This is a genomic window from Halobacterium sp. GSL-19 (assembly GCF_016917855.1).
GTDB classification, from domain to species: domain Archaea; phylum Halobacteriota; class Halobacteria; order Halobacteriales; family Halobacteriaceae; genus Halobacterium; species Halobacterium salinarum.
Window position 1 is genome coordinate 660,384 of the sequence record NZ_CP070377.1, and the last position, 22,626, is coordinate 683,009.

The window sequence follows — 22,626 nt, forward strand, 5'->3', positions numbered from 1 at the left end:
CGGGTCTGCAAGTTTAAGCCGTCCCCAGCCATCGGTCCACACGTGACGACCCAAGAAGACGCAGGTGGACTGTTCACCCCGGATCGAGTCGCCGTCGTCGGTGCGACTGACCGCGACGGGGCGATCGGTCGCGCCATCATCGACAACCTCAGTGATTTCGACAACGACGTCATCGCAGTCAACCCCGGCCGCGACGACGTGCTCGGGTACCCATGCTACCCCGACCTCGGCGACGCACCGCCGGTCGACCTCGCTGTCGTCGTCGTGCCGCCACAGATCGTCGTCGACGCCGTCCGTGACGCCGGCCAGGCGGGCGTCGAGAACGTCGTCGTGATCACCGCCGGGTTCAGCGAAACCGGCGGCGACGGCGCGGACCGCGAGCGCGACCTCGTGGCCGTCGCCGACGACTACGACATCAACCTCGTCGGCCCCAACAGCCTCGGGCTGCTGTCGACGCCGACCGGGCTCAACGCCACGTTCGGCCCGTCGAACGCCCTCCCCGGGACCCTCTCGTTCATGAGCCAATCCGGCGCGTTCATCACCGCCGTCCTCGACTGGGCCAACGACCAGGGCATCGGCTTCAAAGACATCGCCAGCCTCGGCAACAAAGCCGTGCTCAGCGAGACGGACTTCATGCAGGCGTGGGCCGACGACCCCGGCACGAACGTCATCCTGGGCTACCTCGAAGGCGTCGACGACGGCCGCGAGTTCATCGACGACGCGCGTGAAGTCACGCAGGACACGCCAGCGGTCGTCGTCAAATCCGGCCGCACGGAAGCCGGCGCACAGGCCGCCTCCTCGCACACCGGCACCATCGCCGGCAGCGAGGCCGCCTACGAAGCCGGGTTCAAGCAGGCCGGCGTCGTCCGCGCGGAAAACGTCCAGGAGCTGTTCGACTTCGCGCGCGCACTCGACGGCCTCCCGATGCCCGACTCGGAGGATGTCGCCGTCATCACGAACGCCGGCGGTCCCGGCGTCATGGCGACCGACGCGGTCGGTGACTCCCGGCTGTCGATGGCGTCCTTCGAGGACGACACCATCGACGCCCTCCAGAGGTCGATGCCCGACGAAGCGAACGTCTACAACCCCGTCGACGTCATCGGGGACGCCGAAATCGACCGCTTCCGCACGGCCATTGACACCGTGCTCGCCGACGAGCACGTCGGCTGTGCGCTCGTCCTCTCGGCACCGACCGCGGTCATCGACTACACCGAACTGAGCGGCGTCATCACCGCGCTGCAGGAAAAACATAACAAGCCAGTGGTCACGTGTCTGATGGGTGGTGAACGCACCGAGCAAGCGACCGACGTACTCGGGGACGCCGGCATCCCCAACTACTTCGACCCCGCCCGGGCGATCGGCAGCCTGGACGCGCTCGCGGTCCAACGCGAGGTCGAATCCCGGGACTACCAGGCCCCCACGGCCTTCGACGTGGACCGCGACGCCGCCCGCGACATCCTCGAAGACGCCGCCGACCGCGGCGCAACCCGGCTCGGCGTCGAAGCCATGGACCTGCTCGACGCCTACGGCATCCCGACACCGACCGGCGACGTCGTCGACAGCCCGGACGCCGCGCGCCGCGTCGCCCGCGACATCGAGGGGGACGTCGTGATGAAGATCGTCAGCCCGGACATCCTCCACAAATCCGACATCGGCGGCGTGAAAGTCGGCGTCGAAACCGACGCCGTCGCGGACGCCTACGAGGACCTCATCACGCGAGCCACCAACTACCAGCCCGACGCAACCATCCTCGGCATCCAAGTCCAGGAGATGGTCGACGTCGACGCCGGCACCGAAACCATCCTCGGGATGAATCGCGACCCACAGTTCGGGCCGCTGCTGTTGTTCGGGCTGGGCGGGATCTTCGTGGAGATCCTCGAAGACACCAGCGTCCGCGTCGCCCCCGTCTCCGAGCGCGAAGCCGGTGACATGATCGACGACCTCGACTCCGCGCCGCTGCTGCGCGGTGCCCGCGGCCGCGACCCCGCCGACGAGGCCGCCATCACGGAGGCCATCCAGCGGCTCAGCCAGCTCGTCACCGACTTCCCCGCGATCCTCGAACTGGACGTCAACCCGCTGCTGGCAACCGGTGACAGCGCAACGGCGCTCGACGTGCAACTCACCATCGACCCTGACGAACTATGACAGACACCCTACTCGTAACATCGACGAACGCAGGCACCGGCAAAACGGCGGTCTCGCTCGCGCTCGCACGGCTCGCCGGCGACCGCGACCGGACCGTCGGATACATGAAACCGAAAGGCACCCGCCTCCAGAGCAACGTCGGGAAAACCCTCGACGCCGACCCGCTGTTGGCGCGCGACCTCTTGGACCTCGACGCGGAGATCCACGACCTCGAACCGGTCGTGTACTCGCCGACGTTCATCCAGGGGGCCGTCCGTGGCCGCGAAGACAGCGCGAACCTCGCGGACCGCGTTCAGGACGCCTACGACGAACTCGCCACGGACCGCGACGTGATGCTCGTCGAGGGCGCTGGCACACCGACGACCGGCGGCATCGTGGACCTCACCGACGGCGACATCGCGGCACTGCTCGACGCCCGCGCGATCGTGGTCGCGGACTACACCGGCCCCAGCGATGTCGACGACGTACTCGCCGCCGCGGACGCGCTCGGCGACCGCTGTGCGGGCGTCGTGTTCAACGCCGTCGCGGACGCCGTCTACGACGACGTCGAAAGCGAAGTCACGCCGTTCCTCGAAAGCCAGGGGATCCCCGTGCTCGGCGTGTTGCCCGTCGAGCGCGACCTCGCGGGGGTCACCGTCGACGACCTCGCGTCCGAGCTGGGCGCGACGGTGCTCACCGAGGACACCGCCACCACCGACGCCATCGTCGAGCGCTTCCTCGTGGGCGCGATGAGCAGCGAATCCGCGCTCAGTCACTTCCGCAGAACGAAGGACGCAGCCGTCATCACGGGCGGCGACCGCGCGGACATCCAAACGGCGGCCCTGGACGCGCCGGGCGTGCAGTGTCTCGTGCTCACCGGCGGCCACCGCCCCTCGGGTGCGGTACTCGGCAAGGCAACGGACGCAGGCGTGCCCGTGCTCTCAGTGGACGCGGACACGCTGACGACGCTCGAACGCGCCGAGGAGCTGGTCAGAGACGGACGCGTCCGCGACGAACACACTGTCGACGTGATGCAGCGACTCCTCCACGACCACGCCGACACCGATCGGCTACTCGACTAACCACCGCTCCGACTACACGAGGGCGTCGGGTTCGACCCAGACGACGAACCGGTCGTCGCGGCGGATGATTCCCCGCGTCGTCTCCGACGCCGCCGACTCATCCAGGGCCGCCTCACCGACCGCCTCCACTTCGTGGACGTCGTCAACCAGCAGCCCGGTGGCGTCGTGATCCGACAGCACGACGATGCGGGTTCCGTCGGCTGCGCCGTCTTCGCCGAGTTTCACGCGCGGATCGACCACCGTTGTTGTTTCACCACGCAAGTCGACTACGCCGATCACGTGCTGCTCGGAGTTCGGAATCGGGGTCACGTCCTCGCCGGCGTCGACGATCTCATCGACGTGTGCGATGTCGATGCAGTACCGACCTGCTCCCAGGGAGAACTCAAGCACGTCCGTCTCGTCATCGGACATAGGTCTGCATCAGCGGCCGGTCGGATTAAGCGTTTGGTTCAGTCAGCCCCGACACTCTTTTTTCTGGCGGGGCCGTTTTCCATCTCGATGGACCCGGTGGACGTGTTACGGGTACTCGGTAACAAGTACAACGCCGAGATACTCGAAGCGACGCACGCGCCGAAGTCCGCCCAGGAGCTCAGCGACGAACTCGACATCCCGATCGCGACCAGTTATCGGCGCATCGAGGAACTCAGCGAGCACGACCTCCTCAAACTCGAAGGCAAGGAACTCTCCGATGAGGGGCGGCGCACGAAAGTGTACCGGCGCCAAGTCGACGAGATCAGCGTCCAGTTCGGCGTCAACGAGACGACCGTCGAAACCAAAGAGCGCACCGAAGCCAAGAACGCACTGGTCGACGTGTGGAGTGATCTCGGGGCGGATAGTAGTGAGTGATTCTCGCGGCTAATAATCGCGCCCCTACATTTTTACGGGATCTCGGGGTGGTATTCGGTAGGAACGGAATGCGTCTCATCGAAGCACTCTACGTGTTGTTCAGCGGAACTCTCGCGGTCGCCGGCCTCAGCATGGTCGTGTTCGCGGTGCGCGCGTACAAGGACACGGGCCGCCCGTCCATGATGCACCTCTCGGCCGGTTTCGGCCTCGTCGTAGCCGCCGCTGTCAGCACGACTGTCCTGGCGTTTCTGACTGGGTTCGAACACACGCGCACGCTGTTGACGGCTAACTACTTCATCACGACGGCCGGCTACCTGTTCGTGATGTACAGCATCATCCGCTCGGAGTGATCTACGAGAGGCGTGACTTCACGCGGTCGAACAGCTTCACGCGGCGTTCGGCGGTTTCTTCGTCGGCGTCGACGCCGGCCTCGGCCAACATCTCCTCGATGGAGATCTCGTAGACCGGCCCCTCAGCATCCGCCTCGTCGTCGTCGTTGTCGGGCTGGCTTTCTCCCGTATCCGGGTCGACCCACTCGAAGGCGTCGCCGTCGTCTGTGCTGGTGTCCTCGCTGTCGGCTGGTGGTTGTGGTGGTGTCATCCCAATACTGTCCGCGAGACTCGCTGCAAGGCGGTCGTAGGCGCGGGCGGCCGGGCTCTCAGGGGTGAGATCGACAACCGGATGGCCCTTTCGCACCGCGAGCTTGACTGCGTCATCGTGTGGGACGCTGACCGTGACCGCGTCGGTCGTGCCCAGCGCCGCGGCGATCCCCTCGACGTCATCGAACCCGCCGTCGCCGGTCCGCGTGAACACCGCGCCGACCACCGGCTTGTCGAGTTTCGACACGAGCTGTCCGGTCTTCGTGGCGTCGGTCAACGAGTTCAACTCCGCGGTCGTGACCAACAATACCCCGTCAGCGACGCTCATCGCCATCGCGATGTCGTAGCTCAGCCCGGCCCCCGCGTCCAACAAAACCACGTCGTGGTCGGCGCGCAGCCGCGTCACGACCCGATGCAGGGACTTCGCGTCGGCCTCGGCGAACTGCTCTAAATCGGTCGATCCCGGAACGACGGTCACGCCGTGAGCGTCGTAGGCCGCATCCGCCGGGGACGCGTCGCCGGAGAGCACGTCGTGCAGCGTCACGTCCCCAGTGAGGCCGAACAACCCGGCGAGGTTCGCCATCCCGAGATCAACGTCGACCAGCGCCACCTCGAAGCCCTCATCGGCGAGCGCGACTCCGAGGTTCGCCGTTGTCGTCGACTTCCCGACGCCGCCTTTCCCGCTGGCGACAGCGAACACATACCCCTCCCGACCGGCCTCGCTCATCGTATGCGTTCTTGCGGAGGCCCGCACATAAGTGTGGCTCCCCGTCAGACCGACAGCAGCGACTTCACGAGTTCCAGTGTCACCGACCCGATGACGCAGGAAATCCAGGTCAGCGCCACGAAATGAATGTACGCGTTGACCTTGTGACCGCCGTCAACGACCCGCGTCATCAGCGACGACAGCGACGCGTTGATCAGCAGCGTCAACACCAGCAGGTACTTGATCGTCTCGATGTCGTACACCTCGGTGTTGATGATCGACCCTACGTCGAACGCCGGATTGGAGAAATCAAGGCCCAGTCCGGAGATCACGTCGACGATCCCCAGCCCGATGAAAAACGCGAACGTCGCCGCCGCCGAGATCCCGTACAACACGCCAACGAGCGTCGACGCGGACTGGCTGCGCTGCTGGCGCAGCTGCAAGACCTCGCTCATGTTCTCGGAGATGAGCTCCCCGAGGTGTTTCGGCGCGCCCCCCATCTGGCGCCCGATCAGATACATCTCCGAGAACTTCTGAATGAGATACGAGTGCGAATCCGCGGTGAAATGCCGCCACGCTTGGGACGCGTCCAACCGCAGGTTGAGCCGCTTGTAGAGGTCGTCGATGAGCTCCGTGAGCGCCCCGAAGTTCTTGTCACGAAGCGTCTCAAGCACCCGCGTCGTGGTCGTCTGGCGGGCCGTTTCACTGGACCCCAGCGCGCGGATGAAACTCGTGAACGCGTCGTCGCGGTCCTTGACACGGCCCTCTTCGGCGCGCGCCACCAGTCCCGGGATGAGCAGGGGTGTCGTCGGGACCGCCGCGTACATCGGCAGCGGCAACACGTCGGGTGCCAGCGGCGTCCACGACAACTGGACGGCGATCACCACCACCACGAGCACCACCGCAGCAACGCTCCCGGCGGCGGTCGCGACCCGCATCCGCCACTCCACGCTCGTGGTCCGGTCCTCCGGGAAGTACCACAGCGGATCGCTCGGCGCGAGCGTGTACATCGTGTACAGGAACCCGATCTGGATGAACGTGTACAACACGACGACCGCCGACACGGTCATCGTCGGGTCCGTGCCCGAGAGGATCGGCAACACAGTCGCGAACACGAGCGCGAACGTCACGGACAACACCATCGACAGGTAGAGGTCTTTCATCACCTCGATGTTCTCCAGTTGGCCCTCGTAGGTGGTCGCGTAGTTCCGGATGATCGCCTCCTGCTCGCTCATCAGGTACGACTCCAGGCTCTCCCCGGAGTTGATCGTGTACGCCAGCCGATCGAGAAAGTCGGCAATGAGGTCGCTTGGCACCTTGTTGGCGCGCATCCGGCACGCGTCGTCGAGGCTCTGGTTCCAGGCGTCGATGAGCTGGACGATCCGCCGCGCCTCCTCGGACAGCGGCCCGTACTCCTCTTCGGCACCGATCCGACGAAACACCTCCACGCGGTCGATGTTGGTGGTTGACAACACCGTCATATGCGTGATGAACAGGTGGAACCGGTTTTCCATCCGCGTGCGGCGCTGATCCATCCGAATCTTCGGGTACATCACGGCCGCGATCAACGCAAGCAGCCCCAACATCGGCGTCGGGATCAACAGATACGTCGGCAAGGAGAGCGCGATGATCGCGACGATCGTCACGAAGAAGAACACCACCGCAGGCACGAGCGCGAACGCCACGTACCGGAACGCCGGCATCGGCATCGTCCGATACGACTCCACGACCGACTCCACGAACTCCCCGAAGTCGACGTCGCTCAGCGACCCCTCGCTCTCGACGTGTTCGCCCTCGGCTTCGGTTGCCATGCTGACTCAGAACCCGCGTGAGATCGTGAACGGCAGTCCCTCGACGCCGTCACGCTGGAAAGCCGCAATCGTGTCGTTGAAATCGTGGTAGCCGATGAGGTCCTCCTGGATGATGCGCTCGAGGATCTCAGCGCGGAAATCCATCTCGTCGTAGATCTCCCGCGTGTCGGCGTACCCCAGCAGCGTCGCGATCTGTTCTTCGAGCACGAAGGAGTTGTTCCGGCCCTGGAAGACGATCTCGTCCTCGACCGGATCCCAGTAGAACGCCTGCCGGGTGACAACCCCGCCCATCTCCTTGGAATACCCCTCGATCTCCTGGACCGAGGTGACGCGTCGCAACACGTCGTCGCCCTGCTTCACGCGGTTCTGGAACAGCGCCACGTCGGCGTTGTCCATGAACGTCTCCGGGACGTTGATCGGCTCCCCGGTGAACCGCTGAATCATCGAGACGATGTCGCTTGCGTGGAACGTCAGCATGACCGGGTGGCCGGTCTGGGCCGCCTGGAACGCCATCCGTCCCTCCTCCCCACGCACCTCGCCGACGATGATGTAGTCCGGGCGCGACCGCAGCGCCGCCGCGACCAGATCGAACATGTCCACGTCCGCGGAGTTCTCGCCCTGCCCCTCACGGGTGAGCAGCTGCTGCCAGGTGTCGTGTGGCGGAATGACCTCGGCGGTGTCCTCCGCGGTGTAGATCTTCGAATCCCGGGGAATGAACGACATGATGGAGTTCAGCGTCGTGGTTTTCCCCGACGCCGTCTCCCCGACGACGAACACCGTCTGTTCGTTCTCCAGGCACAGCCAGAGGTACGCCGCGAGCTCCGGCGACAGCGTCCCCCACTTGGTGATCTGCCCGACCGACAGCGGCACGTCGTCGCCCTGTCGGATGGTGAGCGACGGCCCCTTCAGGGAGACGTCGTCGCTGTAAATGATGTTGATGCGGGAGCCGTCGGGCAGCGTCGAGTCCACGATGGGGTCGCTGTCGGAGACCGGGTCGCCCATCCGCTCGCCCATGTTCCGCAGCCAGCCGTCGAACTCCTCGGGCGTCCCGAAGTCAACGGTCGTCTCCAGCATCCCGTAGGTGCCGTGGTCGACGTAACAGCCGGTCGGGCCGATGACGTGAATGTCCTCGTTGTAGGGGTCACGCATCACCGGCTCCAGCGGTCCGAACCCGACGATGTCGCGGTTCAACTGGTACCGGATGTTCTCGTAGGTCGTCTCCGAGACGGGAATGCGACCGAACCCGAACGCTTCCTCAAGCGCCTCCCGGACCATCGGGACCGCGCGCTGAACGCGGTTGATCGCGTTCCGAGGCGACGACGCGACCCGGCGCGCTCCCGCACGCATCTGCTGGGCGGACAAGTCACCGGAGTCCAGGGACATCTGGCCACGATCGTCGCCGACCATCCGATCCGCCACCGTCGACGCGTCGAAGTTCTTCACCAGCGATCCCAGGTTGTTCGGGAGCTGGCGCACCCTGTGGAACACGTCGTCGGACTTGTCGTCGGAGATGCGAACGGTCTCCTCTAGCAGCTCTTCGATGCGGTCGTCGTACTCGGCCTCGGCCTCCGGTGCGGGTTTGTTGACCGACTTCTCGAGGATGCGCTCCTGGACGTTCTTGAACACCGCCGCTTCGGGCCCCGACAGCTCCGGCTCGATGGTGTAGTATTTGGTGTCTTTTCCCAGGTCACCGTACACGTGACAGAAGATGGGGCCGCCCACGGGGTAGACGACGTTTGGCTTGTCGGCCTCCCAGTCGTCGGTCGGTTCGTCGATCAGTTCCGGGAACTCGCCGGTGAACTGTTTGAACCGCTGGAGATACTCCTGGAGGTGCGTGTAGCGGGTCGCCGTCTCCCGGAGTTCGTGACCGATCTGTCGACTCCCATGGTCTGCCATGTGTATTCCTGTTATGCCACACTGCGGCTTTCGATGACGATTCCAGTGCCGGACCGCACCGAGTATCCGATGGAGTCGCCGACCTGTTCGCCCATCCCCGCGAACCGTCGAACGGCGATCGACCGCCGAACGTCGTTGCCCACCTCGACCATCTCGAGTTCGAGGTAGACGTCGGCGATCGATCGGAACGGACCGATCGCCTCCTCGTCAACAGTACTGGGGTCCACGGTCAAAACAATGACCTTTCCTTGCGACACCAGATCCCTAAAAAAGGATATGATTTCGAGGGCCGCCTGGCGCTCCTCGTTCTCCCGCACCAGCGCCTCGAAGTTCGGGTCGTTGCGCAGGATGGCGTCGAAGGTGTCCACGACCACAACGTCGGCGTCCCACATCCGGTCGGCCTCCATCAGCCGCTTCAACAGCTGTCTGCGGCTCCCATCGTCGTCGTTGCTGGACGCCCCACCCCGCAGCGCGCTCTTCCCGGTGTCGACGTCGGCCTCCAAGAACAGGAGGTTCTCGTTGAGCAGATGCTCCTCGACGTCATAACTCAACGAATGCATCTGGTCGATGAACCCACGAACGGTCAGCTCCGTGGACACCAGCGTGACGGCGTTTTCCTCCTCGCAGAGCCCGTACGAGAACCGCTGGCTCATGGCTGATTTCCCCGCACCGTAATCGCCCTCGACGAGGACGATGCTGCCGCCCGGGATGCCGCCACCGAGCTCGTTGTTCAGTCGGTCGTGCTCGTCCAGTCCAAGCGAATACAGTGTGCGCGTGCTCATGAGACTCTCAACTCCAGGACTTCTCGATCCCCGTTGGCTAGCACGACGACGCGGTGGTCACCGGCACTGAGATCGACGTTCGTCGCGTCCACTTTCAACACGTTTCCCGGCTGCCACCCGCTTCCGTCAACCACCGACACGCTCACTGCAGTCTTGTACTCTCCGTCCACGATAACGTTGATCGTGCTCGCGTCCGCGGGCAACGATTCGGAGCCGGTGTTTTTCACCAGCAGCGTCAGGGTCGTGTTCGCGCCGTCGTACACCGCGCTCGGGCTCCCCGGATCACTGATGATCGACACGTCGGTCTCGATCTGGTGGCTCACGTCGACGCTCCGGTCGCTCAACGCCCCGCTCAAGCGTTGTACGCCGTTCGTCATCGTGCCTGCGACCGATGCCGCGACGAGGATCGACGCGATGAAGATGATCAGCGTCGACGACGACACGCTCGCCACTCAGACCACCTCCGTGGCTGTGACGCCCGTTCCCGTCACCACCTTCACTCGTGTTGGGGCCGACCCGGTCGGCACTGTCACTGAATACGTCTCGCCGGGCAGCCAGAGGTCCGTCTGCGAGTTCCCAGCGACCGACGACGACACGTACGCGCTGTCGGTGACGTACTCACCGTCTACGAGGACGTCGGTCTGCGAAACGGACAGCGTCGTCGAGCCGTTGTTGGTTGCGTTCACCGTCACGGTGTCGTTCACTGAGTCGTACGTTGTGTTCGCCACTTCCACCACCGTGTTCTTCGCAGTCAGCACGCGGTCGTTGCGCGCGTTGTTCGCGTCTTGGACACGCTCGAACCCGTTGAACGCCGCCGAATAGAGGATTCCAACGCTCACGAACGCGGCGATGAACAGGATCGCCGCGGACCCGCTAACGCTGAATCCCATTCCTATGGAGGTCCTCGCAGCGGTCAACGATGACGCGCTCGATGTCTTCGCTTGCTAGCTCTTCGATATATTCGAGACTCTCTAGGTGGTCGTCCATTGTCAATTCAGTGCTTCCGAACTCCTCGCGGTAGAGATAATCCGAGTCGGTCAACCCCTCAAGGAAGTCGAACAGCTGGTCGCGCACCGGCTCTCCGATCCATCCGATGCGCTCGTAGTAGTTGATCGTCCGAACCGTGTTCTTCGGGCCGAACTCGGTCAGGAGGAACTCCAACCACTCCAAGCACACGACATCGGCGAGGTACCCGGTCGGCGGCTCGGCGAGATGCGGGCCGTCCTCGCCCCCGACTGCCAGCCCGGGGGCTGCTCCCGGTCCCGTCGGTGCGCTCATCCGTCCGCCCGGGTCCGCGTCCGGCTCGGACACCAATCCGTCGTCGCCGCTGTCCGCAGCCATCTCCTCGTCGTCGTCCGCTGTGGCGTCCGCCTCGGCCTCGAAGTCGTCACCGGCATCATCGAGATCGTCCTCGAACGCGTCGTCGGCATCGTCTTCTTCGAGGTCCGAGTCGTCGAAACCGATGTCGGGCTTGTCTTCGGCTTCGATTCCCGCCTCGCCCTCGATCTCCTCGCCTTCCGCCCAGTCCGCGTCGCCGGATTCGTACTCCTCTTTGAGCTCCTCGAAGGACGTTCCCCCACCACCTTCGCCGTCGTCGGCATCCTCGCTATCGTCGTCGTCTTCGAAGTCGCCGAACTCATCGTCCATCTCGCCGTCGTCGTCCTCGAAGTCACCGAACTCATCGTCCATCTCGCCGTCGTCGTCCTCGAAGTCGCCGAACTCGTCATCCATCTCCTCGTCGTCGTCCTCGAAGTCGCCGAACTCGTCATCCATCTCGCCGTCGTCGTCCTCGAAGTCGTCGTCGAACGCGTCGTCCTCGAAGAACTCGTCGGCTTCCGCCTCGGCGACATCCGTATCGAGATCGCCGGTTTCGTCGCTGTCCTCTTCGTCCTCGTCGAACAATCCGAAGCTGTCGCCGCCGCCCCCAGGCCCACCAGCGGCGTTCGGATCCACGTCGTCGACGAACGGGTTCACACCGCGTGTCACCATCTCGTAGATCTCGAGGAGCTTTCGAACGTTCTCCTCGACGTCCTCGACACTCTCGCTTATTTGTTCGTTCTCGCTCCGGACGGTATTGGCTTTCGACGCGACGTTTGAGACCTCGGTTTCCAGATCTTCGATGCGGTTTTCGAGCTCGTTGACGGACGAATCGGCGCCACCCGCACCGTCGCCGCCGCCGCCGTCCATGTCATCGAAGGACCCGAACTCGTCGTCGAAGTCGTCATCGAAGTCCTCGTCCATGTCCAGATCTGAGCCGTCGCCGCCACCACCGCCACCACCGCCGCCGGAGTCCTCTGACCCCTCGTCGTCGAGCCAACTGGCCATTCCGACGGCCAGTGCCCCGAACTGCACGAAGACCACGGCAGTCGGGGTGAGGTCGATAATCGTCATCGGAATAGATAACGAGAGCCGCAGGTAATTAATGTTCTCCCCCAGTTCTCAATCAGATAAATCGGACCCCGAGTCGCCGCCCAGTGACTCGGTTTTCGATCCTATCACTGCATCGATGAAAGTCGCGCGATATACACCAGGCTCAGGACGTGATCGGACATCTCTAGGTCACTGTGTGAGTCGTCGTCCGCCGGCCCCGAAAACCCACGCACGTGCCCCTGGAGCCGCTCGGCGGCGTCCGCGCTCACCCAGCCCACGGTCTCGTAATACTCGATCGCCTTCAGTGCGCGCTTGACCCCGCCACGCTCCAGCAGGAAGTCCAACCACTCGAACAGCGTGATCTCCGCGGCGTACTGCCCCGGCATCGTCTCCAAGTACGGGCGTTCGAGGCTCTCCACCGACGCGCTCGAATGCATGAACAACAGCTGTTTCAGCTGTGCCGAGCGCACCGCCTCCTCGGTGGTCTGCTCGTGTTCTTTCAGGCGCTCTTTGAGCTCTCGGATGTTCTCGTCGCCGCCCGCGCGGGCGGCACTGCGCAACTCTTCCGGGTCGTACTCGCGTGGGTTCAATGTCATTGGCTATCCGTGGTCAGTTTGTCGACGCGCTCGCTCAGTTGCGAGACAGCCGTCGACTGTTCTTGGGTCGCGGACACGATCCGATCGGACGCCGCCGCCGCCGCCTCGGCCTGCTGTTGGACGTCCTCGATCGTGACGATCACGTCCTCGACCGTCGATGCCTGTTCGTCGTTCGCGCGCGCAACCTCTGTGATGCCGGTCGCAGCCTCGTCCACGGAGGTCGCGATCTCCTCGAGCGCGGTGAGCGCGTCGTCGATCTCGTCGCCGGCCCGGTGGATCTGCTCGTGGGACTCCTCGACGGCGAGCACGGTCTCGTTGGCCTGCTGTTGGACATCACTGATGCTGCCCGCGATGCGCTCGGTGTGTTCGCGGGTTTCGTTTGCCAGCTCCTTGACTTCATCGGCGACCACGGCGAACCCGCTGCCGGCCTCTCCGGCCCGCGCCGCCTCGATGTTCGCGTTCAGCGCCAGTAGGTTCGTTTGGTCGGCGACCTCCGCGATCACCTCAACGACGTCCTCGATCTCGTCCATTCTCGACTCCAGTTTGGACACGCTCTCCATGAGGTCATCGCTGATGTCGATGACCTCGTTGGTGGCCTGGTTCGCCCCCTCGCTGGCCTCCAACCCGCTTTCAGCCGCGTCCTGGGCCTGTTCGGCGGCCGACGCAACCTGATCGGAGCTCGCCGCGACCTCCTGCATGCTCGCCGAGAAGTTCTCCATCTCGTTGGCGGCCGACGACAACATCTCGTTTTGGGAACTGACCGTGTCGGCGATGTCGGTCGCGTCGGCGGTGGCGCGCTCGATGGTGTCGGCCAGTTCCTGTGTCTGGCCGTCCACCTGCCCGACGAGCCGTTCGAATTGGTCGGCCATCCCGTTGAGCGCCGACACAACCGACACGAGTTGCTCGTTGATTATCCCCTCGTGCTCGAACGACGCGCGCTCGGAGAGCCGCCCGCTGGACAGCGCATCGATGGTCGTGCTGAGTTCGTCGACCAACTCCTCGACGGCGTCCGCGCGACGCACGTCTTCGGTGCGGTCTTCGATCGTTTCGGCCACGGCCAGCAGCTCCCCGTCGTCGTCGAAGATCGGGCTGGCCTTGAACCGGATGTGCCTATCGGTGCCGCCCTGGTCGGTCATAACGCTCGTGTCGGCGTACAGCTGGGCCTTCTCCTCGGAGCGCTCGATGTCGAACTCCGCGGCCGCCGACCGCGGCGACTCGATGACCTTGTCGGCGAGCGTTTTGACGCGCCGGTCATCGGGGTAGAAGGCTTCGCTGGCGTGGTCCATCCCCATCGCGTCGGCTTTGCTGCAGCCGGTGAGCTCCTCGATGGTCTCGTTCCACGCGACGACGCTGCCGGTGGCGTCCAGCATGAACACCGGCATGCCGATGCTGTCCAAGAGCGCGTCGTCGTCGACGTTCAGCTCCTCTTCGGTGCCGCCGTCGGACGAGTCGCCGGCCGGCCCAGCCGCCGTTTCGTACGCAGCAACACCCGTGGCTGCGTCCTCAACGACCGCATGCATCCCGGTTTTGAGCTGGCGCTCGGCGTGGTCAACGGCTGCACCGTCGACGCCGCCCTCACGGAGCTGCTGGAACACCGCGTCGACAACCGCGTCCGCGGGCGTCGTGTACGCGTCGACGAATGCCTCCGCTGAGACATCGGCCGCGGTGTACACCGGAAGGTACGACTCCGGTGTCGGCGCTGTCTCGTCTAACAGTCCGTCGAAGTGGTCGGCGGCGTCCGCTGGAAGCGTCGGATCGAGATCCCGCTGGTCGACGCTGTAGCGCTCCTGAAGGCCCGCCATTGCGTCGTCGGCGTCCTCGAAGGACACGGCACTCGCTGCCGTGCCGCCGTCCGTCGCCGGCGTCCCAGCGCCGCGACCGAGCAGTTTGCGAAAGATGCGCAGCATTCGTCAGTAGGTCGGGAGAACCACATACAAAATAGTTCCCCACCGTGTATCAGTTCTAAGAATCGTCCGCGTGCGTGAACACGACCATTCGGTCGGTTCCCCTGTGCAGGCACAGCGACAGCTCCGCATCCGGAGCGAGTTGTTCAGTGTCGTTCCGTGACACGAGCGCCTGGTCGAACGGCTGGCCACAGACCGGGCACGCGACCGCATCCCGGTTCTCGAACAGCCGCGATCGGCCGGTGTCCTCTAATAGTTTTACCCGATGGCGGATCGCTGAAAAATCCATCTGATCCATAGATACGAGGACGAGCTGACTCGCCGTTAACGGTTCGGTACGGCGCAAATTATTGGTTTTCACCAGTGATAACCACAGCCCTACACTTTTGTATCGATGGCCGATCTGTATGGGTAAGCCCCAGCAGTCTCGATCGGGAGAGGGGGCGGGACAACAACACACTCATGTTCGAGTTCATCACTGACGAAGACGAGCGCGGCCAAGTGGGGATCGGCACGCTCATCGTGTTCATCGCGATGGTGCTGGTCGCCGCGATCGCCGCCGGCGTCCTCATCAACACTGCCGGCTACCTCCAATCGAAGGGGTCGGCAACCGGTGAGGAAGCCTCCGCACAGGTCTCCAACCGCATCAACATCGTCTCCGCGTACGGCAACGTCAACAGCGAGAAGGTTGACTACGTGAACCTCACCGTGCGCCAGGCCGCCGGAGCCGACAACATCAATCTCACGAAATCCACGATCCAGTGGATCGGCCCGGACAAAGCCACCACCCTGACGTACTCGTCGAACAGCCCGAGTTCGCTGGGTGAAAACTTCACCACCGAATCCATCAAGGGCAGCAGCGCCGATGTGCTGGTCAACCAGTCCGACCGCATCAAGGTCATCATGTACGCCAGCGGCGTCAGCTCCAACCTCGGCGCTGGTGACGAGGTGCAGTTGACGGTGACCACGCAGTACGGCTCGAAAACCACCTACTGGGCGCAAGTCCCTGAGTCGCTCAAGGACAAAAACGCAGTCACACTATAACACACACGCTCATGTTCGAATTCATCACTGACGAAGACGAGCGCGGTCAAGTGGGGATCGGCACGCTCATCGTGTTCATCGCGATGGTGCTGGTCGCCGCGATCGCCGCCGGCGTCCTCATCAACACCGCTGGCTTCCTCCAATCCAAGGGGTCGGCAACTGGTGAGGAAGCCTCCGCACAGGTCTCCAACCGCATCAACATCGTCTCCGCGTACGGCAACGTGGACACGTCCGGATCGACTGAGGTTGTCGATTACGCGAACCTGACGGTGCGCCAGGCCGCTGGGGCTGACAACATCAACCTCAGCAAGTCCACGATCCAGTGGATCGGCCCGGACACCGCCACCACCCTGACCTACGACGGGACTACCGCAAACGACACCGAATTCACGACGAATTCGATCAAGGGCGACAACGCGGACGTGCTGGTTGATCAGTCCGACCGCATCGAGATCGTCATGGACGCGGCTGCGATCACCACCAATGGACTGAAGGCTGGCGAAGAGGTCCAGCTGACAGTGACCACGCAGTACGGCTCGAAAACCACCTACTGGGCGAACGTTCCTGAGTCGCTCAAGGACAAAAACGCAGTCACGCTATAACACACACGCTCATGTTCGAGTTCATCACTGACGAGGACGAGCGCGGTCAAGTGGGGATCGGCACGCTCATCGTGTTCATCGCGATGGTGCTGGTCGCCGCGATCGCCGCTGGCGTCCTCATCAACACTGCCGGCTACCTCCAATCCAAGGGGTCGGCAACCGGTGAGGAAGCCTCCGCACAGGTCTCCAACCGCATCAACATCGTCTCCGCGTACGGCAACGTCAACAGCGAAAAAGTCGACTACGTGAACCTCACCGTGCGCCAGGCCGCCGGAGCCGACAACATCAACCTCACGAAATCCACGATCCAGTGGATCGGCCCGGACAAAGCCACCACCCTGACGTACTCGTCGAACAGCCCGAGTTCGCTGGGTGAAAACTTCACCACCGAATCCATCAAGGGGAACAACGCTGACGTGCTGGTCGAGCAGTCCGACCGCATCAAGGTCATCATGTACGCCAGCGGCGTCAGCTCCACCCTCGGCTCCGGTGAGGAAGTGCAGTTGACGGTGACCACGCAGTACGGCTCGAAAACCACCTACTGGGCGCACGTCCCTGAGTCGCTCAAGGACAAAAACGCCGTCAAGCTGTAAGGCGCGCGTTTCGCACCGCCGCCCCCGTTGAACGATATCATTTTGTAGTCGCGTGTCGTCTGTCTAGGCGTGCCATCGCTGTACGGGCTGGAGCGCTCCGGGGATGTCGAGAAACTCGTGGAGCTGCTGCAGGAAAGCGAGAAGGAAACGGTTCGTCGGCGCGCGGCGGAGATCCTCGGGAACTTAGACGAGCCGGAACCGGAGGGGATCCAGGCGCTCGTTGACGCGATGAGCGACGACGACGAGTCGGTGCGTGCGGCCGCCATTGACGCGTTAACACAGCAAGAGGCGGTCGACGCGCTGATGCGTGGGTTAGACCAGGAAGTGCCCGACAGTGGAGCGACGTGGGCGCAGGCCGAAGCGTTCGTGGAGAACCTGGAGTCGGAGACGCCGGAGCTGCGGATGGCGGCCGCGAACGTCTTGGGGTTGCTCGGCGTCGAGGACACCGCGCGGCCGCTTGCGAAGCAGCTACAGACCGAGGAGCACGTCGGTGTTCGGGCGCGGGTCGCGCGGGCACTGGGACGGATCGAACAGCCCGCAGTGACGGGGATTCTCGTCGACTGCCTGCACGGAGAGCCGTTGAAAGTTCGCCGGGAAGCCGCCGAGTCACTCGGACGACTGACGACTGAACAGGCCCTTGATGGGTTGTTGTCGGTGGTTGAAGACGACAGCGAGGCGATGCGGCGGACAGCCGTGAGTTCGCTGGGGCGGTTCGAGACCGCCGAGCCGGTGGACGCGCTCGTGGAGCGGCTGGGTGACGAAAGCGACCTGGTGCGGCGGGCGGCCGTCTTCTCGTTGATCGAGATCTTGTCGAACGTGCCACCGGATCAGAGCCACGAGCTGCGCGAAACGATCGTCGACCGGATGTCGGCGCGCTCCGACCCGAGTATCATCAAGTCGCTGATCGAGATCATCGACGAGGGAACGCAGCTACACCAGCGCCGGAACGCCACGTGGATGCTGGGGCGGGTCGCCGGTGATCAGCGCACGAAGATGGACGCGATCGAGGCGCTCCGGGAGCTGCTGGGCGAAGACGACGATCTGATCGCGCAGTTCGCGGCCACGGGGCTGGCGGAGATCGGTGGCGCGTCCGTGGAGACGTCACTGCTTGAGGTCGTCGAGACACAGGAGTACGGCGAGGACGCGGTTGCGATGGCGGCGTTCGCGCTCGGGAAGGTCGGCGGGGATCGATCCCGCCAGCGGTTGGAGCGACTGGTTGACGAAACGGACAGCGAAGAGGTGCGGCGGCGGGCGTTCTCGGCGATCTCGAAGCTGGGCGGAAAAACGTAGCACTGGTGGCGGTTTCAGTCGCGAGAATTGCACGCAAAGCATTAAATACGTTTGCAGAAAAGGGATGTGTGAATGAGTCCGGGTGCGCGGTATCAGACGGGGCAGGTGTGGGCCGCGCCCGAAGCGCCGATCGTAGGTGAGGAATGAGCGAGTCAGAGTACAAGATAGCCGACGGGTCCGGGAAGTTCCTGCAGGCCGTCAAAGACGGCCGGCGGATGAAAGACGCCCAGTGGTCGAAAGGTCGCATCCTGTTGTCCAACAAGCGGATCGTGCTGGCCGGCAGCGAGGGGAAGCGGAACCTCCCGTTGTCGGAAGTCCAGGGGCTGAGCGGCCGGCACGACGTGAACCAGACCGTCGCGAAGGTCGGGAACTACGTGAGCATCAGGATGACCAACGAGAGCGTGATGTTGGTCTCGCTGGGTGACAACACGGAAACCTTCGAGAGCAAGCTCTACGGGGCGCTGCTGGACCAGACGGAGCTACAGGTGAAGCATCCCGCCGTCGAGGGCGGTGTGGTGACCGACGAGCAGTTCGAGCGTGCCCGCATCAAGGTCGACGAATCGGAGCTGAGCGTTGCGATGTCGAACGGGTCGTTCGTCTCCGTTGAGTTGGACGACGTCGGATCGGCGGAGGCCGCGTCCCTGGAGGTGAACGGTGACACGAAGCCGGTGTTGAAAGTCGAACACACCGTCAACCGGGACACGAGCGTGCAGACGTATTTCGCCACCGACTCGCACACGGCGTCGATACTGGAGTCACTGCTGACCAAGGAAGCCGAGAAAAGCCAGGGGTCAGTCGAGCTCTCGGAAACGGAAAAGCGGGTGCTGATGGCGCTGTATTCCGGGGTGTCGTCGTTCGAGATCCCGGACTTCCTGGGGATGGACGTGGACGAGGTCGAGTCGATCTTCGAGCGCCTCATCGAGGTCGACGTCCTCGAGGAGGTGCGCAAGCGCCGCGAGGTCACGATGAAAACGCGGGGCCGCAACATCGCCAGCGAAGCGATCAACGAGGAGTGATCGTGGGGCTGCTCCCCTCGGACGCCACTCAGAGGTTGACGTCCTCGATGTGTTCGCTGACCGCCGCCCGCCCCAGCGACGTGAGCGCGATGCCGTCGTCGTCGGTGACCAGTTCTTTCTCGATGAGGTCGTTGAGTAACATCGTGACACGCGAGGCGTCGACGCCCAGCACGGCCGCGAGACTGGCGTTCGGGCCGCTGGAGTAGATCGCGACCAGGGCCTCGATTTCCTCGCTGGTGAGGGTGACGTCCGCCAACTCCTGTTTGAGGTGGGTGTACTGGAGGCGGATGTAGCGCCCGAGCAGGTTCATCTTCCGGCCGGAGCTGAGCGCGAGTTCGGTCGTGATCGGGCCGGTCGATCCCATGTGTCGCACGGACAGGAGTTGTTTGTTCGAGCCGTTGACCTCGCGGTCGACGCGCTCGAAATGCGACACCGTCGAGAGGTCGATGGTGGTGTCGGCGTCGCCGGTGATCGTGAGGTCACCCGGCGAGAGCGCGAGATTCCCCTTCTCGAAGGGTTGGTCGGTGATCCGACCGCCGCGGCGTGCCGGGTGTTTGGCGTAGACGGTCGTGCCGTGGACCAGCGCCTTGAACACGAGAGTGACGAACCGGTCGACGGTGCTGCCACCGCCCTCAATGACCGCGACGTGACGGTCCTCGTCGTGTTCGTAGGCGATCGTGACTGTGTCCTCGAAGAACCGCGCGAGGTCGCCGGGCGCGGTCTCGTGTTGGACGTCGAACACACCGTTGAGGGGGATCGTTGTCTTCTCGTCGTCGGCGGCAAGCACGATCCGGCGCTTGCTCATGACGACTCTGCCACGCACCGGTTCGACGTGCGTCGCTGTATCCGGGATAAACGACGAGACGAAGTCTGCGATTGCTGATTCCGACATACCCCCGTATACTCAATTATACGTCGTGGAGGCGGGTGAATAAGCGTTACTCCTCTGCCGCGCCGGTCACGTGTCAGCGACCCGACTGTAGATCCGGATGCGTGGGTCCTCCGCCTCGAAGCGTTCTTTGACCTCGCCGGGCAGCGTCTCCGTCTGTCCGAGCACGAGGTGGCCGCCCTCACGGAGGGATTTGCTGACCGTGTCGAGGATCGGAAGCTTGTACTGCTTGTCGATGTAGATGCAGACGTTCCGACACGCCACCAGATCGAACCCCGATTTGGGGTCGCCAGTGATCAGGTCGTGGCGCTCGAAGGTCACGAGGTCCTTGACGCGGTCGTTGACGACGAACGCGCGATCGCCCTCGCGGTCGACGTACTCCTGGGGGTTGTCTAAGAACCCCAGTTGGTCGCTGATGTCGGCGGTGCGCGTGCTTTCGTACCGTCCCGCGCGTGCTCTCGCCAGCGCGTCCTCGTCGATGTCGGTGGCCAGAATGGAGACGTTCCGGGGGTCGAGGCCCGCGTCCAACGCGAGCATCGCAAGCGAGTACGGCTCGCGGCCGTCCGCGCAGGCCGCACTCCAGATGTCGATCGAGCGCACGGTATCCGCGAGCTCCAAGAGCACGTCCCGGAGCGCGGTCCACACTTTCTCGTCGCGGAAGAACTCAGTGACGTTCACCGAGAGGGTGTCGAGCAACTCGGCGCGTTCGTCGTCGTCGTCCTCCTCGAGCAGCGTCAGGTAGCCGGCGTACTCCTCGACGCCGCGGCGGCGCATCCGCGCGGACACGCGCCGGTCGAGGTACGACTCGTCGTAGTAGCTGGTTGCGAAGCCGGTCTCGGTCTCGATGAACTCAAGCAGGGTTTGGAAGTCAGTCAAATTACGTGCACCTCGGCATCAACTCGGTCTATGGTAACATCCCCACTGCTCGGACTAAAGGACACCGACCGTCCGCTGTCCCCGCCGGTTTCGGACGCGAGCAACTCGATGTCCGCGTCGGCCAGCGCGCGTTCGGCGGCCGACACGTTCCGGGAGCCGACGCTGTCCCCGATCGAGAGATCGAGCATCGTCGACCCGCCGGCGAGTTTCGCTGTGAGGCTGCTCGGGCTCGCGCCCAGGCGGAGCAGCGCCGACACCATCTCGTCGAGACCCGAATCGACGTATTTCGCGGGCGTGTCCACGGGGCCGTCGGCTTCCGGCAGCATCGCGTGCAACAGCCCGCCGGCACCGCTGCGCGCATCACGCACCGCGATGGCGACACACGATCCCAGCCCGCTCGTGACCAACACCGCGTCGTCGTCGTCCGTGACACGCCAGTCCGCCACGCCAACGCGGATCGTCACGACTCCTCACTCGCGTCGGCGGCGAGGTTGTCAGCGATGTCCGCGAGTTGATCGGCGTCTTCGGGGCTGGGGAACGTGCAGACCCGACACGTCACGTCCGGCCCGAGTGTGATCGTGGCGTTCACCACTGCGATGGTGTCCGCGCGCTCGCCGTAGGCTGCCGCGACGGTGTCAAGGACGGCACGACCGGCGTCACGGACGTGGGACGGCGTCGAGATGTCGATCGTGGTGTCCAGTGCGTTCGCCCACTGGTCGATGAACCCACTGGCGGTGATGTTGCCCAGCTCCGAGACGGCACTTTCGGCCATTTCCGCGCCGGCATCGGCGTCCCCGAGCAGTAGCTCCGCGACCGCACCGGGCTCGGTCTCGTCGAACAGGATCGCGATGACGCTGTCGACGACGCCCTCGCTTTCGAAGATCGCGCCCTCGTAGGCGGCGTCGTCGAGCAGCGATGGCACCCGTTCGACGGGCACGAAGTCCACGTGTGACTCCACGAGCGTCGCGTCCGTCCCGGTCATCATCTCCAGGTGTGAGGAGACGGCTTCGGCGCTCACTGACGCCACCTGGATGTGGTTGGCGAGATCCGAGAGCGCGAACTCCGCGTCCGGCTCGGTGACGTACGACCCGAACGACTCGACGTCCGGGAGGACCGCAAACCGGCAGGTGCCCTGCGTCGAGGACAACACGATCTGGCTCTCGAAGACGAACGCACAGTCGTCGATGACCGCAGCGTCCTGGACGACGCGGTGCTCGTCTTCGAGGCGGTCGGGCGGCTCGATCTCGATGGTGTCCTCGTCGTCGGCCGCCCAGACGTCGACGAACCCGCTGGTGAGGATGTTCGCGACTTCGGGCAGCGCGGCGGCTCCGACGCCGAGTTCGTCTTCGACGTGGTCGGCGAACGCTTCGTCAAACGACAGCACTGCACGACCGGTGAGTGCGCCGTCGAACTCGACGCTGATGCGCTCCCAGGAGTCCCCCAGGAACACCGACAGTCCGTCGGCGTCGACGAGCGCGGTTCGCGTGAGCTGGCAGTTGGCAGGAATACCCGTAAGCGTCTCCAGAGAGTCCGCCGCGCGCTGACCGCCTTCGTCGCCCGTGCGGCTGAACGACGCAACGGCGTCGAGATCGACACGCAT

At 64.2% G+C, this 22,626-nt stretch carries 23 protein-coding genes and 1 pseudogene; 9 read left to right on the top strand and 15 right to left on the bottom strand.

What is annotated here, in order from left to right; genetic code table 11:
- Positions 1–42 precede the first annotated feature (42 nt).
- Both JT689_RS05110 and JT689_RS05115 read left to right on the top strand, forming a co-directional pair.
- The gene (locus tag JT689_RS05110) at positions 43–2,145 is read left to right on the top strand and encodes an acetate--CoA ligase family protein (protein ID WP_205251686.1); all 2,103 of its coding nucleotides are present in this window, start codon (positions 43–45) and stop codon (positions 2,143–2,145) included.
- Entirely contained in the window at positions 2,142–3,206 is a 1,065-nt protein-coding gene (locus tag JT689_RS05115) for a phosphotransacetylase family protein (RefSeq protein ID WP_136361288.1), read from the top strand. The genes JT689_RS05110 and JT689_RS05115 overlap by 4 nt, the downstream gene beginning before the upstream one ends.
- Positions 3,207–3,218: 12 nt before the next feature.
- Here JT689_RS05115 and JT689_RS05120 read toward each other — a convergent pair whose 3' ends face one another.
- Entirely contained in the window at positions 3,219–3,617 is a 399-nt protein-coding gene (locus JT689_RS05120) for a chemotaxis protein CheW (protein ID WP_010902667.1), read from the bottom strand.
- Between the two features lie 87 nt (positions 3,618–3,704).
- On the opposite strand from JT689_RS05120, the gene JT689_RS05125 reads away from it, so the two are divergent.
- Together JT689_RS05125 and JT689_RS05130 are read left to right on the top strand one after the other, a co-directional pair.
- Positions 3,705–4,052: a helix-turn-helix domain-containing protein gene (locus JT689_RS05125; RefSeq protein WP_010902668.1), complete on the top strand. Its 348-nt coding sequence runs from the start codon at positions 3,705–3,707 to the stop codon at positions 4,050–4,052.
- A gap of 68 nt (positions 4,053–4,120) precedes the next feature.
- A complete protein-coding gene (locus tag JT689_RS05130) occupies positions 4,121–4,402 on the top strand; it encodes a hypothetical protein (RefSeq protein ID WP_010902669.1) in 282 nt (93 codons plus the stop codon).
- A gap of 1 nt (position 4,403) precedes the next feature.
- Here JT689_RS05130 and JT689_RS05135 read toward each other — a convergent pair whose 3' ends face one another.
- From JT689_RS05135 to JT689_RS05180, 10 genes and pseudogenes are all read right to left on the bottom strand, one after another.
- Positions 4,404–5,378, bottom strand: coding sequence for a MinD/ParA family protein (locus tag JT689_RS05135; RefSeq protein WP_205251687.1), 975 nt, complete (start codon positions 5,376–5,378; stop codon positions 4,404–4,406).
- A gap of 44 nt (positions 5,379–5,422) precedes the next feature.
- Complete coding sequence (gene flaJ / locus JT689_RS05140) at positions 5,423–7,168, bottom strand: archaellar assembly protein FlaJ (RefSeq protein ID WP_205251688.1); 1,746 nt, start codon at positions 7,166–7,168, stop codon at positions 5,423–5,425.
- A gap of 6 nt (positions 7,169–7,174) precedes the next feature.
- Positions 7,175–8,407, bottom strand: a pseudogene (locus JT689_RS05145) (type II/IV secretion system ATPase subunit); the annotation flags it as partial.
- Positions 8,408–9,075: 668 nt separating this feature from the next.
- Positions 9,076–9,846 (bottom strand): ATPase domain-containing protein, encoded by a 771-nt coding sequence (locus tag JT689_RS05150; RefSeq protein WP_010902673.1) that lies wholly within the window; start codon positions 9,844–9,846, stop codon positions 9,076–9,078.
- On the bottom strand, positions 9,843–10,298 hold the full coding sequence (locus tag JT689_RS05155) for a CARDB domain-containing protein (protein ID WP_010902674.1): 456 nt from the start codon (positions 10,296–10,298) through the stop codon (positions 9,843–9,845). Before JT689_RS05155 ends, JT689_RS05150 begins: the two co-directional genes overlap by 4 nt.
- Entirely contained in the window at positions 10,299–10,736 is a 438-nt protein-coding gene (locus tag JT689_RS05160; protein ID WP_136361293.1) for a fla cluster protein FlaF, read from the bottom strand. It lies immediately after the preceding gene.
- Entirely contained in the window at positions 10,720–12,237 is a 1,518-nt protein-coding gene (locus JT689_RS05165) for a FlaD/FlaE family flagellar protein (protein ID WP_205251690.1), read from the bottom strand. Before JT689_RS05165 ends, JT689_RS05160 begins: the two co-directional genes overlap by 17 nt.
- 104 nt (positions 12,238–12,341) lie before the next feature.
- A complete protein-coding gene (locus JT689_RS05170; protein WP_010902677.1) occupies positions 12,342–12,812 on the bottom strand; it encodes a FlaD/FlaE family flagellar protein in 471 nt (156 codons plus the stop codon).
- Complete coding sequence (locus JT689_RS05175; RefSeq protein ID WP_205251691.1) at positions 12,809–14,719, bottom strand: methyl-accepting chemotaxis protein; 1,911 nt, start codon at positions 14,717–14,719, stop codon at positions 12,809–12,811. The genes JT689_RS05170 and JT689_RS05175 overlap by 4 nt, the downstream gene beginning before the upstream one ends.
- A 55-nt stretch (positions 14,720–14,774) precedes the next feature.
- On the bottom strand, positions 14,775–15,014 hold the full coding sequence (locus JT689_RS05180; protein ID WP_136361296.1) for a flagella cluster protein: 240 nt from the start codon (positions 15,012–15,014) through the stop codon (positions 14,775–14,777).
- Between the two features lie 164 nt (positions 15,015–15,178).
- Here JT689_RS05180 and JT689_RS05185 point away from each other — a divergent pair, with 164 nt between their 5' ends.
- The 5 genes from JT689_RS05185 to cheF1 all read left to right on the top strand — a co-directional run bounded on the left by JT689_RS05185 (position 15,179) and on the right by cheF1 (position 19,261).
- Complete coding sequence (locus JT689_RS05185) at positions 15,179–15,760, top strand: archaellin/type IV pilin N-terminal domain-containing protein (protein ID WP_205251692.1); 582 nt, start codon at positions 15,179–15,181, stop codon at positions 15,758–15,760.
- Positions 15,761–15,771: 11 nt separating this feature from the next.
- Positions 15,772–16,362 (top strand): archaellin/type IV pilin N-terminal domain-containing protein, encoded by a 591-nt coding sequence (locus tag JT689_RS05190; RefSeq protein ID WP_205251693.1) that lies wholly within the window; start codon positions 15,772–15,774, stop codon positions 16,360–16,362.
- Positions 16,363–16,373: 11 nt separating this feature from the next.
- The gene (locus tag JT689_RS05195; RefSeq protein WP_012289251.1) at positions 16,374–16,955 is read left to right on the top strand and encodes an archaellin/type IV pilin N-terminal domain-containing protein; all 582 of its coding nucleotides are present in this window, start codon (positions 16,374–16,376) and stop codon (positions 16,953–16,955) included.
- Positions 16,956–17,024: 69 nt separating this feature from the next.
- On the top strand, positions 17,025–18,245 hold the full coding sequence (locus JT689_RS05200; RefSeq protein WP_012289252.1) for a HEAT repeat domain-containing protein: 1,221 nt from the start codon (positions 17,025–17,027) through the stop codon (positions 18,243–18,245).
- A 143-nt stretch (positions 18,246–18,388) separates the two neighbouring features.
- Positions 18,389–19,261: a chemotaxis protein CheF1 gene (gene cheF1 / locus JT689_RS05205; RefSeq protein ID WP_010902684.1), complete on the top strand. Its 873-nt coding sequence runs from the start codon at positions 18,389–18,391 to the stop codon at positions 19,259–19,261.
- 28 nt (positions 19,262–19,289) lie between these two features.
- Here cheF1 and cheF2 read toward each other — a convergent pair whose 3' ends face one another.
- The 4 genes from cheF2 to JT689_RS05225 all read right to left on the bottom strand — a co-directional run bounded on the left by cheF2 (position 19,290) and on the right by JT689_RS05225 (position 22,626).
- A complete protein-coding gene (cheF2, locus tag JT689_RS05210; RefSeq protein ID WP_010902685.1) occupies positions 19,290–20,153 on the bottom strand; it encodes a chemotaxis protein CheF2 in 864 nt (287 codons plus the stop codon).
- Between the two features lie 66 nt (positions 20,154–20,219).
- On the bottom strand, positions 20,220–21,026 hold the full coding sequence (gene cheR, locus JT689_RS05215; protein ID WP_012289253.1) for a protein-glutamate O-methyltransferase CheR: 807 nt from the start codon (positions 21,024–21,026) through the stop codon (positions 20,220–20,222).
- A complete protein-coding gene (locus JT689_RS05220) occupies positions 21,023–21,490 on the bottom strand; it encodes a chemotaxis protein CheD (protein ID WP_136361299.1) in 468 nt (155 codons plus the stop codon). The genes cheR and JT689_RS05220 overlap by 4 nt, the downstream gene beginning before the upstream one ends.
- On the bottom strand, positions 21,487–22,626 hold the full coding sequence (locus JT689_RS05225) for a chemotaxis protein CheC (RefSeq protein WP_010902688.1): 1,140 nt from the start codon (positions 22,624–22,626) through the stop codon (positions 21,487–21,489). Before JT689_RS05225 ends, JT689_RS05220 begins: the two co-directional genes overlap by 4 nt.